At 73.3% G+C, this 15,257-nt stretch carries 11 protein-coding genes; 9 read left to right on the top strand and 2 right to left on the bottom strand.

Features of this window, described 5'->3' with window-relative positions; translation table 11 throughout:
• Positions 1-482: 482 nt before the first annotated feature.
• Entirely contained in the window at positions 483-932 is a 450-nt protein-coding gene (locus CG736_RS30555) for a PTS glucose transporter subunit IIA (protein WP_100589367.1), read from the top strand.
• A 29-nt stretch (positions 933-961) separates the two neighbouring features.
• Positions 962-2,632 (top strand): phosphoenolpyruvate--protein phosphotransferase, encoded by a 1,671-nt coding sequence (gene ptsP / locus CG736_RS30550; protein WP_100589366.1) that lies wholly within the window; start codon positions 962-964, stop codon positions 2,630-2,632.
• A 92-nt stretch (positions 2,633-2,724) separates the two neighbouring features.
• On the opposite strand, the gene CG736_RS30545 is transcribed toward ptsP, so the two are convergent.
• The gene (locus CG736_RS30545) at positions 2,725-4,770 is read right to left on the bottom strand and encodes an acetoacetate--CoA ligase (protein ID WP_100589365.1); all 2,046 of its coding nucleotides are present in this window, start codon (positions 4,768-4,770) and stop codon (positions 2,725-2,727) included.
• A 246-nt stretch (positions 4,771-5,016) separates the two neighbouring features.
• On the opposite strand from CG736_RS30545, the gene CG736_RS30540 reads away from it, so the two are divergent.
• Complete coding sequence (locus CG736_RS30540) at positions 5,017-6,693, top strand: NAD(P)/FAD-dependent oxidoreductase (protein ID WP_100589364.1); 1,677 nt, start codon at positions 5,017-5,019, stop codon at positions 6,691-6,693.
• Between the two features lie 213 nt (positions 6,694-6,906).
• On the opposite strand, the gene CG736_RS30535 is transcribed toward CG736_RS30540, so the two are convergent.
• The gene (locus CG736_RS30535; protein WP_100589363.1) at positions 6,907-7,458 is read right to left on the bottom strand and encodes an NUDIX domain-containing protein; all 552 of its coding nucleotides are present in this window, start codon (positions 7,456-7,458) and stop codon (positions 6,907-6,909) included.
• A gap of 277 nt (positions 7,459-7,735) precedes the next feature.
• Here CG736_RS30535 and CG736_RS30530 point away from each other — a divergent pair, with 277 nt between their 5' ends.
• The 6 genes from CG736_RS30530 (at position 7,736) to CG736_RS30505 (ending at position 15,127) form a co-directional block, all read left to right on the top strand.
• A complete protein-coding gene (locus CG736_RS30530; protein WP_229848435.1) occupies positions 7,736-8,017 on the top strand; it encodes a hypothetical protein in 282 nt (93 codons plus the stop codon).
• Positions 8,018-8,263: 246 nt separating this feature from the next.
• Positions 8,264-9,250, top strand: coding sequence for a UbiA family prenyltransferase (locus tag CG736_RS30525; RefSeq protein WP_198520663.1), 987 nt, complete (start codon positions 8,264-8,266; stop codon positions 9,248-9,250).
• Positions 9,247-10,947 carry a class I adenylate-forming enzyme family protein gene (locus CG736_RS30520; RefSeq protein ID WP_232734283.1) on the top strand — a complete coding sequence of 567 codons (1,701 nt, stop codon included), beginning with the start codon at positions 9,247-9,249 and terminating at the stop codon, positions 10,945-10,947. Before CG736_RS30525 ends, CG736_RS30520 begins: the two co-directional genes overlap by 4 nt.
• 95 nt (positions 10,948-11,042) lie before the next feature.
• Positions 11,043-12,605 carry an NAD(P)/FAD-dependent oxidoreductase gene (locus tag CG736_RS30515; RefSeq protein WP_198520662.1) on the top strand — a complete coding sequence of 521 codons (1,563 nt, stop codon included), beginning with the start codon at positions 11,043-11,045 and terminating at the stop codon, positions 12,603-12,605.
• The gene (locus tag CG736_RS30510; RefSeq protein ID WP_198520661.1) at positions 12,605-13,423 is read left to right on the top strand and encodes a class I SAM-dependent methyltransferase; all 819 of its coding nucleotides are present in this window, start codon (positions 12,605-12,607) and stop codon (positions 13,421-13,423) included. Before CG736_RS30515 ends, CG736_RS30510 begins: the two co-directional genes overlap by 1 nt.
• A 132-nt stretch (positions 13,424-13,555) precedes the next feature.
• Positions 13,556-15,127 (top strand): CoA transferase, encoded by a 1,572-nt coding sequence (locus CG736_RS30505; protein WP_198520660.1) that lies wholly within the window; start codon positions 13,556-13,558, stop codon positions 15,125-15,127.
• Positions 15,128-15,257: the final 130 nt, after the last annotated feature.

The raw sequence follows: 15,257 nt of genomic DNA, 5'->3' as shown, positions 1-15,257 counted from the left end.
CTTCGAGCCGCATTCCTGCGGACCCTCCGGGCGCTTCGTTCGTGTTTCGAGCTTATCAGACCGTTTCCTCGGCGTTGACCGCGGCTTTACGTTCTCGACTTGCTCTGTTTACCGCCGTTGCGCGGCGACCTGAGCAACGATAGCGGGTCGGCGGCCGAGCGCCTAATCGAGCCGGGATGGATCACTCGGACGGCAGCGATCTGCCCGTGCGGGCAGGGCAGAGGGGGGTCTACCCGGATGCCGTAGAGTGCGGCGCGTTGGCCAAGAGGACTAGACCACTTGGGGGTGGCTGGCCCGGAGGAGAGGGTGCGCGACGGTCGGTTCGTGTGCGGCGGGGTCGACGTCGGGATCGATCTTCACTCGGGCGACTCGTGGGCGTTACGTCATGAAATGTCCGAGTTGACGTAATTTGGGTTCAGTCGATCAACGGGCCGCTGCCTCGCGGCCGCACGCGATGTACTCCGTACCTGGGAGGCTCCACCATGACCACTGTGACGTCGCCGCTCGCCGGACGTGCTGTCGGCCTCGCCAATGTGCCCGACCCGGTGTTCGCGGGAGCGATGGTGGGGCCGGGGACGGCGATCGATCCGCTGCGGGAGCCGATCGAGGCGGTGTCGCCGGTGGACGGGCAGGTGGTGTCGATGCACCCGCACGCGTTCGTGGTGATGGACGAGAACGGGCACGGGGTGCTGACGCATCTGGGGATCGACACCGTGCAGCTGAATGGGGAGGGGTTCGAGCTGCTCGTGCACAAGGGGGACCGGGTGAAGCGGGGGCAGCCGGTGATCAAGTGGAATCCGGCCGCGGTCGAGGCGGCGGGGAAGTCGCCGATCTCGCCGATCGTGGCGTTGGAGGCGTCCGCGGAGCAGCTGAGCGGGGTGGCGGAGTCCGGCGAGGTCACGGCCGGCGGCGAGCTGTTCGTCTGGAACTGACGGCGACGACGGACGAAAGGGTTCGGGCCATGGAGCGGATGCTGCGCGGTGTGGGCGTGAGTCATGGGGTCGCCGTCGGGCCGGTGCGGCACATGGGGACGGCGGTGCTGGAGCCGCCGTCCACGCAGATCTCGACGGCGGAGGCACCGCGGGAGCAGGCCCGGGCGCAGGCCGCGGTGGAGGCGGTGGCGGCGGATCTGAACGCGCGCGGGAATCTGGCGGGCGGTGAGGCGCAGGCGGTGCTGGAGGCCCAGGCGCTGATGGCGCAGGATCCGGAGCTGATCGCGGATGTGAATCGGCGGATCTCGGAGGGCAACAGCGCGGAGCGCGGGGTGTACGACGCGTTCGCGGCGTACCGGACCCTGTTGGCCGCGGCGGGCGAGTACCTGGCGGGGCGGGTCGCGGACCTGGACGACGTGCGGAACCGGATCGTGGCGCGGCTGTTGGGCGTGCCGATGCCGGGGGTGCCGGACAGCGATGAGCCCTACGTGTTGCTGGCGCGGGACCTGGCGCCGGCGGACACGGCGCTGCTGGATCCGTCGCTGGTGCTGGGGTTCGTGACCGAGGAGGGTGGGCCGACCTCGCACAGCGCGATTCTGGCGCGGGCGCTTGGGGTGCCGGCGGTGGTGGCGATGCCGCGGGCGACGGAGTTGGCGGAGGGGGTGGTGGTGGCGGTCGACGGGTCGACCGGTGAGGTGGTGGTGGAGCCGTCGGTGGAGCGGCAGGAGGAGCTGCGTCGACTTGCGGCGGAGCGGCAGGCGGCGTTGGCGGCGTCCTCGGGGCCGGGGCGGACGTCGGACGGGTTCATGGTGCCGTTGCTGGCGAACGTGGGTGGTCCGGCGGACCTGCCGGCGGCGTTGGAGCACGGGGCGGAGGGCGTCGGGCTGTTCCGGACGGAGTTCCTGTTCCTGGACGATTCGGCAAAGGCGCCGAGTGAGGACAAGCAGGTCCAGGCGTACCGGAAGGTGTTGGAGGCGTTCCCGGACGGCCGGGTGGTGGTGCGGGTGCTGGATGCGGGGGCGGACAAGCCGCTGGACTTCCTGACTCCTGCGGACGAGCCGAATCCGGCGCTGGGGGTGCGGGGGCTGCGGTCGTTGCTGGAGCACCCGGAGGTGTTGCGTTCGCAGTTGCGGGCGTTGGCGCGGGCGGCGGAGGGGTTGTCGACGCGTCTGGAGGTGATGGCTCCGATGGTGGCGGACCGCGAGGATGCGCGGGCGTTCGCGGAGGCCTGCCGGGAGGCGCGGTTGGACGCCAAGTACGGGGCGATGGTGGAGATTCCGTCGGCCGCTCTGCGGGCGGGGTCGCTGCTGCGGGAGGTGGAGTTCCTGTCGCTGGGGACGAACGACCTGGCGCAGTACGCGTTCGCGGCGGACCGGCAGGTGGGTTCGCTGGCGCGGCTGCAGGATCCGTGGCAGCCGGCGCTGCTGGACCTGATCGCGTCGGCCGCGGAGGCGGCGACGGCGGCCGGGAAGAGCTGCGGGGTGTGCGGGGAGGCGGCGTCGGACCCGCTGCTGGCGTGCGTGCTGACGGGCCTCGGGGTGACCAGTCTGTCGATGGGGGCGGCGGCGATCCCGTACGTGCGGTCGGCCTTGGCGCAGGCGTCGTTGGTGCAGTGCCGGCAGGCGGCGGAGGCGGCTCGGGCGGCGGATTCCGCGGCGGAGGCCCGCACGGCGGCGCGGCAGGTGTTGTCCGGAGGGTAGGCGTCCGGACCTTCGACTCCCGAGGGGTCGCCGCCACCGTGGGGGTTGGCGGCGACCCCTCGGGGCCTTTCGGGGCCTTGAGGGCGGGTCGGTCAGTGCTTGCGGGTGGTGGCGAGCTGTTCGAAGAAGCGCAGGTGGTCGAGGTTGTCGACGGAGCCGGGGTTGACCGCCTCGGTGAGGGGGGTGCCGGCCAGCAGGCGCTTGACGGGGACTTCGAGGCGCTTGCCGGTGAGGGTGTGCGGCAGGCCCTGGACGGTGATCACCTCGTCGGGGACGTGGCGCGGGGAGAGTTCGGTGCGCAGCGAGGTGCGGATCCGGCCGGTGAGGTCGTCGTCCAGGACGGCGCCGGGGGCGAGCACCACGAAGAGCGGCATCCAGTAGCCGCCGTCGGGCTCCTCCAGGCCGATGACCAGGGATTCGGCGATCTCGGGGAGGCGTTCGACGACCTCGTAGATGTCGGCGGAGCCCATCCGGACGCCCTGCCGGTTGAGGGTGGAGTCGGAACGGCCGTGGATGACGATGGTGCCGCGGTCGGTGGCGGTGATCCAGTCGCCGTGGCGCCAGATGCCGGGGTAGGTGTCGAAGTAGCTGTCGTGATAGCGGACGCCGTCGGGGTCGTTCCAGAAGCCGGTCGGCATGGACGGGAGCGGCTTGGTGACGACGAGTTCGCCGACCGCGTCGGTGAGGGGGTGGCCGGCGGGGTCCCAGGACTCGACGGCGGCGCCGAGGCAGGGGGCCTGGATCTCGCCGAGGTGCACGGGGAGGGTGGGGACGCCGCCGACGAAGCAGGAGCAGACGTCGGTGCCGCCGCTGACGGAGGCGAGCCAGACGTCCGGCTTGACCTCGTCGTAGATCCACTGGAAGCCGTCGGGCGGGAGCGGGGAGCCGGTGGTGCCGATGCAGCGGACGGCGGACAGGTCGAGGTCGCGTCCGGGGTGCAGGTCGGCCTTGCGGCTGGCGATGACGTAGGCGGCGGAGGTGCCGAGGACGGTGGCGCGGGTGCGGGCGGCGACCGACCAGAGGGCGCCGGTGTCGGGGTGCCCGGGGCTGCCGTCGTAGGTGACGATCGTGGTTCCGGTGAGCAGGCCGGCGAGGAGGAAGTTCCACATCATCCAGCCGGTGGAGGTGTACCAGAGGAAGCGGTCGTCCGGGCCGAGGTCGAGGTGGAGGGCGGCCTGCTTGAGGTGTTCGACCAGGATGCCGCCCTGGCTCTGCACGATGGCCTTGGGGAGGCCGGTGGTGCCGGAGGAGTAGAGCACCCAGAGCGGGTGGTCGAACGGGACGGGTTCGAAGACCGGCGCGGTGTCTCCGGCGACCAGGTCGTCGTAGTGCAGGGCGCCCTCGGGGGCGGGGGTGTCGAGCAGCGGGATGTGGACGACCGTGCGGAGGGTGGGGAGTTCGCGGCGGATCTCGGCGACCACCTCGGTGCGGTCGTGGTTCTTGCCGCCGTAGTGGTAGCCGTCGACGGCGAACAGGACGGTCGGCTCGATCTGCTGGAGGCGGTCGAGGACGCTGCGGGCGCCGAAGTCGGGGGCGCAGCTGGTCCAGGTCGCGCCGACGGCGGCGGTGGCGAGCAGGGCGACGGCGGCCTGCGGGATGTTCGGCAGGTAAGCGCTTACCCGGTCGCCCGGGCGGACGCCGTTGGCGCGCAGGGCGGCGGCCAACGAGCCGACCTGGCGGCGCAGTTCGGACCAGCTGGTGGCGACGGGCTCGGCGGTGCGCTCGTCGAGGTGGAGGATCGCCGGGCGGTCGGCGTTGGCCGGGTCCTCGGCGGCGCGCAGGGCGTGCTCGGCGTAGTTGAGGGTGGCGCCCGGGAACCAGTCCGCGCCCGGCATGGTGGCCGGCTCGGCGAGGACGGCGGTGGGGCGGGTGTGGAAGCGCACGTCGAAGTACTCGGTGACGGCGGTCCAGAAGCGCGGGAGGTCCTCGACGGACCAGCGGTGGAGGTCCGCGTAGCGGGTGGCGGCCTCGGTGTCGGTGGCGACCGGTGCGAGCGGGGCGGCGGGGGCGCCGTGGTGCTCGGCGGCCCAGCGCTGGAAGGCGACCAGCCGGCTGGCGGCGGCGCGGGCGGGGTCCGGACGCCAGAGCGGCTCGGGGTGCGGGGGCTGCTGGTCCTGGGGGGTCGGAGGGGTGCTCACGTGATGATCTCCAGGCCGGTGGGGGGACGGCTGGGCTTGTGGCGGGCCGTCCGTGGGGTGCTGACGGTGCTGACCATGCCACGTGATCCTCCGGGGGTCCAGGGTTCGCCCTGGTGGTGGACAGTCCAGGGGTCGATGTGACGGTCGTGGGTGGTGGGAGCTGCGATGTCGGTGCGCGGCGAGAGGCCGGCGGTGGGTTCTGCACGGTGGGTGGTGGGCGGCGGCAGGGGGTGGTAGGACGGCGGGATGACGGTGGCTTATGACGTGGTGATCGTGGGTGGCGGGCACAACGGGCTGGTGGCGGCCGGGTACTTGGGGCGTGCCGGATTGCGGGTGCTGGTGCTGGAGCGGCTCGGGCACGTGGGTGGGGCGGCGGTCTCGGAGCGGGCGTTCCCCGGGGTGGACGCGCGGCTGTCGCGCTACTCGTACCTGGTGAGTCTGCTGCCGCGACGGATTCTCGCGGAGCTGGGCGTACGGGTGGAGCTGCGGCGTCGGCGGATCTCCTCCTACACGCCGTGGGAGCGGGACGGGCGGTCCGGCGGACTGCTGGTGGATGCCGCGGACGGGCGGCGGACGGCCGAGTCGTTCCGCGAACTGACGGGTGGAGAACGGGAGTTCACTGCCTGGCAGGAGTTCTACGGGATGACCGGGCGGGTGGCGCAGCGGGTGTTCCCCTCGCTGACGGAGCCGTTGCCGTCGCGGGCGGAACTGCGGGCGCGGGTGGACGATCCGGTGGCCTGGGCGGAGTTGTTCGAGCGGCCGTTGGGCGAGGCGCTGGAGCGGCGGTTCACGGACGACGTGGTGCGGGGCGTGGTGCTGACGGACGCCCTGATCGGGACGTTCACCCGTGCGCACGATCCCTCGCTGCGGCAGAACCGGTGCTTCCTGTACCACGTGATCGGCGGCGGCACGGGCGACTGGGACGTGCCGGTGGGCGGCATGGGCGCGGTGACGGGTGCGCTGGCGGAGGCGGCCCGGGCGGGTGGGGCGGAGTTCCGGACGGGGTGCGAGGTCGTCGCGGTGGACCCGGGCGGGCCGGGGCGGCCGGCCGAGGTCGGGTACCTGGACGCGGACGGGGTGGAGCGGCGGGTCGGGGCGCGGTGGGTGCTGTGCAACGCGGCGCCGGTGGAGCTTGCGCGCCTGCTGGGTGCGGGCGGCGGGGTGGCGGCCGGGGTTGGGGCGGGGGCCGGTTCTGGGGTCGCGGCCGGAGCCGGGGCCGGGGTGGCGGGTGGTGAGGGTGGTCCGGAGGGGGCGCAGCTGAAGGTCAACATGCTGCTTCGTCGGCTTCCCCGGCTCCGGGACCGGGCGGTGGACGTGCGGGACGCCTTCGGGGGGACGTTCCACATCGCGGAGTCGTACCGGGAGTTGGAAAACGCTTACCGAGCGGCTTCGGCGGGCCGGCTCCCCTCCCCCGCGCCGTCCGAGATCTACTGCCACTCACTGGCGGACCGCTCCATCCTGGGCCCGGACGTGCCGGCCGACTGGCACACGCTGACGCTGTTCGGGCTGCACCTGCCGGCGCGGCTGTTCGTCGGCGATCCGGACGGGGCGCGGCAGGCCGCACTGGAGGGAGTCCTGGCCGCGCTCGACGAGGTGCTGGCGGAACCGCTCGCGGACTGCCTGGCCGTCGATGCGGACGGTCGGCCGTGCCTGGAGGTGCGGAGCCCATTGGACCTGGAGGCCGATCTCCGGCTGCCGGGCGGCAACATCTTCCACCGGGATCTGGCGTTCCCGTTCCGGGTGGAGGGCGAGGACGGGACCGGGGGCGTGGGCGCGGGCGCGGGCCTGGCGGAAGGGGCCGGTCGGTGGGGCGTGGAGACCTCGGCGGCTCGGGTCCTGTTGTGCGGGGCCGGAGCGGTGCGGGGCGGTGGGGTCAGCGGGATTCCGGGGCACAACGCGGCCATGGCGGTGCTGGGGAAGTAGGCGCGGGGCGGGTGGGGCGACGGGGACGGCGGCATGGGTGGAAAGCGCTTGCCGACTGGCTCGACCGATTTCGAGTCGCCGAACGGTAAGCGCTTTCCGGTTGGTCCGGTCGCTCTCCGGTCCGGCGAACGGTAAGCGCTTTCCCTCTCCCTCTGCTATCTGCTCCCTCTGCCGTCTGCTCCCTCTGCCGCTTGCTCCCGCGCTACCGCGAGCTCAGCGGGTGGTGAACTCGCCGTTGAACCAGGAGCGGGCGACGCGGGTGTGGAAGGGGAAGGCCAACGGGGTGTCGGCGGTGGCGAGTTGCCAGCCCTCGGTCTCGTCGGTGGGGACGGACGGGGGGAGGTCGGCGAGGTTGCGGGCCGGGAGGAGGGCGAACAGGCAGAGGAAGCCGCCGCGGGTGTCGGAGTCGGTGGAGACCAGGCGGGCGTCGGCGGCGTCGGCCAGGATGCCGGTCTCCTCCCGCAGTTCCCGGACGGCGGCCTGCTGCCAGCTCTCGCCGTAGTCGACGTAGCCGCCGGGGAGGGCGAGTTCGCCGCAGCCGGGTTCGATGGTTCGGCGGATGACGGTGAGCCGGGTGTCCCCGTCGGGGTGATGGATCGGGAGCAGGGCGACGGTGACCGGGAGCGGGTTGCGGTAGCTGATCTCCTGGCAGCCGGGGCAACTGCGCGGCCAGGTCGCGGTGCCGGCCGGGTACGGCGTTCCGCACCAGTGGCAGTGCGTGTTCGGACCGAACAGGGCGGGGCGGGCGGACGGCTGGGTCGTCATGCAGGGATGGTAGTTCGATCGGGTGATGGGTCGGGCGCGAAGCCGGAAGCCGGACCCCACCGGGGGATGACGGCGGAGCCCGGGCTGCCCCGCTCTGCGGCGCGCGGTGGTGCGAGTCGGGCGGCCCGGCAGCGTCACGCTCCCGCCGAGCGGGTGAATGGGGAGCATGCTGTTGGAATTCCGGCGTGCGGGCGCGATAGCGATGGGGCGGGCCCATGACAGACATGGGCGTTGAGCATGTTTAAGGATTATTGTGCGAGCAATTCTCGTTTCCCTGGTGGCTGCGGCCTCGGTGATCGGCCTGGCGGCTCCCGCCCCTGCGGCACCGCGAGCAGCAAGCGGCGAGGTCGTGGTGTTCTCCACCGAGGCGCAGCCGCTGGATGTCTACCGCGACCCGTCCGGATGCCAGCAACTCCCCGCCATCGCCCATGTGTTGAACAATCAGACGGACCGCCCGGTGCAGGTGTACGGCAATCCGTTCTGCCTCGGCCCGTCGGTGACGGTTCAGCCCGGGCGCGGGACGCACGTGCCGGGCGGAGCAGGGAGCTTCTCCGCCTGAGCGGGTGAATCGAAAATGCAGGCGGACGGGTGGCGGAATGGCCGCCCGTCCGCTTTTTGCGCTTATCACAGAAATACATCAACCCGGTGGCTCTGTGTCATCATGGTGGTCGCCGACTATTTCGCCTGTCGTGGCGAATTGGCGCGCCGTCAGCGCGGTCGGCTCGTTGTCTGAGGCCCCCCGGCGCACTGGCGTTCCGGGGTTGCGGCCGCCATTGAGAGGACTGCTTCCGTGGAGCACGTCGCTGTGTCCGCTGCCGCTGGGGCGGCAACCGCCCGCGGGTCGGCCCCGGCCGCCTGGCGGGCGTACGCCAGGCTGGCCAAACTCGACATCTACGACTACTACTTGAGCGTCCCGCTGGTGGCCGCGATGGTGGTGGCGACGGGATCGGACGCGGGGCCCGGAACGGGCGTCGGCAGCACGCTGGCGGTGCTGGTGCTGTTCCTCGGCGGCGAGGTCGCGATGAGTGCGGCGATGTGCACCTTCGACGACGTGACCGGCTACCGGGACGGCAGCGACGCGGTGAACTACGGGCCCGACGCGCCGGCCCGCCGACTGGCTCGAAAGCCGTTGGTGGCAGGCACGTTGACGGAGCCGCAGGCGATCAGGTTCGGCTGGGCGACGGTGGCGGCGTGCGTGCTGTTCTGGCTGGCGGCGGTCGCGCTGGCACCGACCCGGCCGGCCTGGGCGGTGGCCGGGGTGGTCACGCTGGCGGTGTGCGGATTCCAGTACTCGTGGTGGCTGCGGATCAGCTACAACGGCTTCCAGGAGTTCTTCCTCGCCGCGCTCGGCTGGCTCTTCGTGCTGCCCCTGTACGGGCTGCTGACCGGTCGGTTCGACGGCTTCGTCGCGGTGCAGGCGCTGGTGTTCGGGCTGGGTCCGCTGCTGTTCGGCGTGTACTCCAACACCAATGACATTCCGGGCGACCGGGCGGTCGGCCGCAAAACGGTCGCGGTGCTGGCGTCGCCGCGCGGCAACTCCTGGTTCGTGGCCGGGTGTTCGGCGTTGGAGGCGGTGCTGCTGGTGGGTTCGGCGGTCGCCGGGATCGCGCCGTGGTGGTTCCCGCTGGTGATGGCCCCGGTGATGGCGTTGCGGGCCCGGCAGTGGGTGCTGGGCTTCGTCCGGGGCGACATCCTGATCGCACGCCGACTGGGCATCCACCTGCACCGGCTGTGCTGCGCACTGCTGGTGGGCGTGGACCTGGCGGTCGCGGTGTTCGGCGGCGGGCTGTGACGGGGCCGGGCCGGGCGACCCGGCGCGGCGCCGGCGCGGCGTCCCTGGTTCGGCGGCTGCCGCTCGACCTCGGCCCGCTCTTCGACACGCTGGCCGAGCAACGCCCTTCGGTGGACGTCCGGTTGGGGCGTCCGCTGGACCTGGCGCCGGACGGTGGCAGCTGCTGGAACACCGCCGGACTGGCCGAGTTGGTACGCGAGACCGCGGGCTGGCTGGCGGCCGCGGGGGCGCGTCCGGGGTCGTCGGTGGCGATTGTGAAGCGCAACCACTGGGACTACGTGCTGCTGGCGTGCGCGGCGGCCCGGCTCGGCGCGGTGCCGGCGCTGCTGTCCGACCGGGTCGCGCCGGACGGGCTGGTCGCGCTGCTGCACCGGCTGCGCCCGGACGTGCTGGTCACCCAGCGGGACGTCCTGGCGGGTGCCCGGGCGGCCGGGCACGACCTGGACAAACTGGCCGTCCGAACGGTGTGCCTGGACGGGCCCGCCGAGGGGGCGTTGACACCGGACGACCTGCGCGGCGGGGCGGTCCCGCCGGTGCACTCGCGCGGGGACGACGAGCCGCTGGCGATCATTCACACCTCGGGCACCACGGGGGTGCCCAAACTGGTGGTGCACTCCAGCCGGACGTTGATCCGGCGGCTGTCCGCGTTCGAGGCACGCCCGTGGCCGGTGCTGTCGGTGCGCGGCGACGACACCGTCGCCAGCGCAATCTCCTTCGCCCACGGCCGCGCCCTGACCTGGACCGTCAGCGCGTTCTGGCGCGCCCCGCGCACGGTGGCGCTGCTGCCGGACTCCGACCTGTCGACGGCGGCCGCGCTGCTGCGCAGCCACCCGCCGACCGTGCTGGAGGCGATGCCGTCCACCTATGTCCGGTGGCAGCAGTTGGCCGACGGCGGGGCGGCGGGCACGGAGGCGGAACCGGCGACTTCTGCGGCGGCGGGGGCGAATCCGTTCCGGGATGTGCGGCTGTTCATCTCGACCTTCGATGCGATGCACCCGCCGACGGTACGGGCCTTCCTGAACGCGAGTCAGCGGCGACGGCCGTTGTGGATGCAGGGCTGGGGGCAGAGCGAGACCGGTCCGTTGAGCTTCCGGTTCCTGACTCGGAAAACGCTTTCCGCACCCACCGGCCGGCATCCGACCACCCGTGATCTGGGACGCCCGGTGCCCGGGTGGGTGCGGGTGAAGGTGGCCGATCCGGAGCGGCCCGGGCGGTCGGTGCGGCGCGGTGAGACGGGCCTGCTGTACGCCCGGACCGGTGCGCTGTGCCTCGGCTACCTCGGCGAGCCGGAACGGTGGGCGCAGAAGGTCGACGGTCCGTGGTTCAACACCGGCGACCTCGGGGTGCACACCCGGGACGGTCGGGTCTTCGTGCTGGACCGGGAGGTGGACATGGTTCCCGGGCTGAGCTGCGTCGAGATCGAGGACGTGCTGCACGAGCGCCTGCCGGACGTCGAGGAGGCCGTGCTGCTCTCGGTGGCGGACGGCCGCCCGCAGCCGGTGCTGGTCACCGCCGCCGGCGACCTCGACCCGCAGCGTTGGCGGGACGCGGTGCGTGATCTGCCGCCGCTGGCCGAGCCGTTGCTCGTTCCCTGGGACGCGGTGCCGCGCACGGCCACCGGGAAGGTGCGGCGGCACGAGCTGCGCGAACAGGTGCTGGCGGGGAGCTCGCCGATCGGAACGGGCCGGTGGACGTGAGCCGGCCGAGCTGAGCAGGCCGACGGGTCGGTGCGCGGCCGGGTCAGGTGGCGGGTCAGGTGGCGGGCCGGGAAGCGCGACGGGGTTGCGGGCGGATGGCGGAACGGATGGAGGAGTTGGGCGTGGACGAGCTCGATGTTGCGGTGGTCGGTGCGGGGATCGCGGGGTTGTCCGCGGCGCACCGGCTGGCGGCCGCCGGGCGTGAGGTGCGGGTCTTCGAGGGTGCCGACCGGGTCGGTGGGCGGATGGCGTCCACCCGGGTGGACGGCTGGCTGCTCGACGAGGGCGCGGAGACCATCGCGGGCGCCGGGTACGAGGCGACCTGGGAGTTGATTCGCGCGGTCGGCATCCAGGAGTCGGAAGTGCCGGTGATCGAGCCGGGCTTCGCGCTCTGGCGGGGTGGCCGCGCGCACGCCCATCTGGGCCACCCGAAGGGCCTGCTGACGGGTGCCGGGCTGTCCTGGCGGGGCCGGGCGGCGTGGCTGCGGTTCGCCGTGGAACTGGCCACGTCCTGGCGCGGCTTCGACCCGGACCGTCCGGAGACCGCGCCCAGCCGGGACCTGACGCTGAGCCAGTTCTGCGCCGGTTCGAGCGGGCGGGAGGAGCTGCTGGCGGCGATGCTGCAACCGCTTTCCAGTCACTGTTTCGGCTGGCGGCCGGAGAGCTCCGCGATCGCGCCGATGGTGGCCACGCTGATGTCGGTCGGCGGGGCCGGCGCCCGCTGGATGACCTACCGGGACGGCATGGACACCCTGGCCCGCCGCCTGGCGGAGCGCCTCCGGGTGGAGCTGGGCTCGCGCGTGGTGGCGGTCCGGGACCTGCCCGGCGGGGCCGGTGCACGGCTGGAGTTCGCCGACGGTGCGCAGGTGGTGGCCCGGCAGGTGGTGCTGGCGGTGCCCGCGCCGCTGGCGCTGGAGCTGCACGGCGATGCCGCGGAGGACGCACGGCCGTACCTGGCGGCCAGCACCTACACGCCGATGCTCAAGGTCGCGTGCCTGCTGGACCGCCCGCTGCCGAGTCCGACCCGCTCCCCCAGCTACGCGCTGTCGGTGCCGGAGAGTGAGAGCCGGCTGTGCACGGGCCTGATCCTCGACCACCTGAAGGCCGAGGGACGCGCCCCCGAGGGGCGGGGCCTGGCGAGCGTCTTCGCGTCCCCGTGGATCTCCCCCGAGCTGCTGGACCAGCCCGACGAACAGGTGGTGGAGACGGTCTGTGCGGAGGCCGAACGCTTCCTGCCGGGCCTGCGGGACGCCACCGTTCGCACCCTGGTGCACCGGTTCCGGCTCGGCCTGCCGCAGGGTTCGCCGGCGGCGGTGCGGGAGCGGGCCGCGTTCCTGGCCCGGCCGACCCGGGCCGTGGAGTACGCCGGCGACTGGGTGATGCTCCGGCCGAGCAGCGAAGGCGCCGTCCGCTCGGGCAAGTTGGCGGCCGAGCGGGTGCTTGCGTTCGCGGCGGAGCGGTCGGGTGCGGTGTCGGGGCCAGGGTCGGTGGCGATGGCGGAGCCGGCGGGGCCGGTCTCGGTGCCCGGGCCTCGCACTCCGGGGTCGGATGCGGCCGCGTCGGAGGAGGCTTCAGTGACTGGTGCCGCGGCGGCGGCTGCGGGGCCGGACGATCTCCCGGCGGGCGACCGTGGCGGCGAGACGGCTGGGGCGCTCTGATGGCCGGGGCGGTGCGGGAGTCGGCGTCCGGGGGCGGTGGGCGCTCGTACCTGTTCGACAACGCCAGTGCGCATGCGCGTGGACAACACCGCTGCCTGGCCGGGTGGTTGGACCGGATCAGCATCGGCGAGCTGAGTCGGGTCGGGGTGCAGCCCGGGATGAGCTGCCTGGACGTGGGGGCCGGAGCCGGCAGCATTGCGGTCTGGCTGGCGGATCAAGTCGGGCCCGGTGGTGCGGTGTTGGCCACGGACCTGGTTCCGCTGCCGATGGCCGACCGGCCCGCGTTGACGGTGCTTCGCCACGATGTGGTGCGGGACGCCCTGCCGGAGGCCGCGTTCGATCTGGTGCACGTCCGGCTGGTGCTGTCCCATCTGCCGGAGCGGGAGGCCGTGTTGGCGCGCCTGCTCGCGGCCCTGCGGCCGGGCGGCGTGCTGCACCTGCTGGAGTTCGACGCCGAGTACGCGCCGGTCCTGACCGTCCCGGACGAGCGGGCCGGTGACCTCTACCGGCGGTACCAGCAGGCCAAGTTGCGAGCCTTCCGGACGCGCGGGTCGGAACAGGGGTGGGGTCGGAAGTGCGCCGCGGCGATGGTGCGCGCCGGTTTCGTCGGTGTGGAGGCGTCGCCGCACCTGGACACGCTCGGGCCGGGCACGCCGCAGTTGGAGATGCAGGTGCACAACACCTGGCACCTGCGTGAAGCCCTGCTGCGCGAGGGCCTGACGGACGACGAACTCGCCGAGCTGCGCGCCCTGTTCACCGATCCCATGTTCCGGGCCTGCTCGAACGTGGTGTACGCGGTGCACGGCCGCAGGCCGTGACGGTGGGGAGGGCGCTGGTCCGGCCGCCCGGTTCGGGTGGGCGGACGGGCCGGGCGAGTGTGATGTGGCAGGCCTCTCGGTGAGGCGGGGCGGGGTGGTGCGGCTGGCCCGCGACGGTTCTGGGAGGTTCGAGTGACAAGCCATCAACTGCTGTGCGCGTCCGAGGTTCTGGAGGACCGGGATATCCGGCCGAGGGTCGCTTCGCGGGTGGCGGCCGACCTGCTGCGGGCTGCCGGGGCGGAGGTGACGGAGTCGGCGGACGGCGCGCTGGAGATCGACCGGACGGTGTCCTGCCGACTGTCGTGGGCGGGACCGGTCGCGCTCCCGCTGCGGAGCGAGGCGGACGTCCAGGCGGCCTGCGGCGTGATGCACGTCCATGGGCGCAGGTACGACCGTCCGCGACTGCTGAGCGTGGACTTCGCGTCGGTATCGGCCGGGGTGCTGGCCGCCGGCGGCGCTCTCGCGGCTCTGCGGGCCCGGGAGTTGGGCGCACCGTACCGCGAGGCGGAGGTCACGGTGGCGCAGGCCGCGCTGCTCGGGCTGTCGCAGTACCTGGCAGCGGCCACGGCGGAGGAGCCCAGTGCGGAGCCGGTCGGGGTCGGCGGTCCGCCGTTCCGCTCGTCGGACGGGGTCTGGTTCGAGCTGGAGACCCTGACACCGGACGGCTGGCTGCGGTTCTGGACCGAACTCGGCGTCGACCGGCGGCTGGTGGGCCGTTCGTGGCTCCCGTTCCAGGCCCGGTACGGGACGGCGACGTGCCCACTGCCGGATGAACTCTTCGCCGCGGCCGACCGGTTGGCGTTCCGGGCCGTGGCGGCGACGGCCGAGCGGTGCGGCGTCACGGTGACGCCGGCGGAGACGCGGCCGCCGGTGGTCGGCGGGGTGCCCTGGCGGCGGCGGGAGGGCGCAGCCGGGGCCTCACTGCGCGAGGTCGCGCCGGGCGGGCGGGGCCCGCTGGACGGCGTCACGGTGGTCGAGGTGGCGCGCCGCGTACAAGGCCCCATGGCCGGAATGGTGTTGAGCCTGTTGGGCGCACGAGTGGTGCGGGTCGAACCGCCCGGTGGGGACCCGCTGCGGGGCGTGCCGCCGATGACGACGCTCGACGGAGAACCGGTGTCGGCGCGGTTCGCTGCGCTCAACCGTGGCAAGGAGGTGCTGGAGGCGGACCTTCGTTCGATGGAAGGGCGTTCTGCGGTACGGGAGTTGCTGAGTGGGGCCGATGTCCTGCTGCACAGTCTCGCGCCGTCGAAGGTGGCCGACCTGGGTCTGGACGCGGAGACACTGGACGCGGTCCGGCCCGGCCTGGTGTACGCGCAGGCGTCCGGGGGCGCGCCCGGGGTGAACACCGACTACCCCGTGCAGGCGCACTCCGGTCTCGCCGCGCTGCTGGCTCCGCCCGGCCTGCCGCCGCAGGCGACGCTGTTGACGGTGTGCGACGTCCTGGGCGGCCTGGTCTGCGCGACGGCGACCGTCGCCGGCCTGACGGCGCGATCCCGGACCGGGCGAGCGCAGCGGGTGGAGTCGTCACTGCTGTCGGCGGCGAGACTGCTGTGCGGGGCCGTCGGCACACCCGACCGCCGCCCCGGGGACGGGGTCGAGGTCTGCACGGATCTGTCGGCGCTGGCCCGCGACCCGCGATTCGCCGCGGCGCTGGACGGCTCGGGGTGCGCCGTCGTCCGCCCACCCTGGGAGTTCCGCACATGAGCGGGTGGCGGTGGCGCGAGCGACGCCCCCGGCCGCTGTGCGGACGCTCGGGCCGAAGGACCTCCCGCCCCAAAGGCTCCGCCGGCCGGGCCCGCAGGCGCTGCACGTACGGACGTTGGTGCCGCTGCTG

It is taken from the genome of Kitasatospora sp. CB02891 (genome assembly GCF_002803145.1).
GTDB classification, from domain to species: domain Bacteria; phylum Actinomycetota; class Actinomycetes; order Streptomycetales; family Streptomycetaceae; genus Kitasatospora; species Kitasatospora griseola.
Note: the sequence above shows the minus strand (reverse complement) of the source record. Positions and strands in the feature narration are given on the sequence as shown.

Bases quoted from the DNA above. Each gene is read 5' to 3' on its own strand.
- CG736_RS30555 (WP_100589367.1), top strand. From the start codon at position 483: ATGACCACTGTGACGTCGCCGCTCGCCGGACGTGCTGTCGGCCTCGCC.
- ptsP (WP_100589366.1), top strand. From the start codon at position 962: ATGGAGCGGATGCTGCGCGGTGTGGGCGTGAGTCATGGGGTCGCCGTC.
- CG736_RS30540 (WP_100589364.1), top strand. From the start codon at position 5,017: ATGACGGTGGCTTATGACGTGGTGATCGTGGGTGGCGGGCACAACGGG.
- CG736_RS30535 (WP_100589363.1), bottom strand. From the start codon at position 7,458: ATGACGACCCAGCCGTCCGCCCGCCCCGCCCTGTTCGGTCCGAACACG.
- CG736_RS30515 (WP_198520662.1), top strand. From the start codon at position 11,043: ATGGCGGAACGGATGGAGGAGTTGGGCGTGGACGAGCTCGATGTTGCG.
- CG736_RS30510 (WP_198520661.1), top strand. From the start codon at position 12,605: ATGGCCGGGGCGGTGCGGGAGTCGGCGTCCGGGGGCGGTGGGCGCTCG.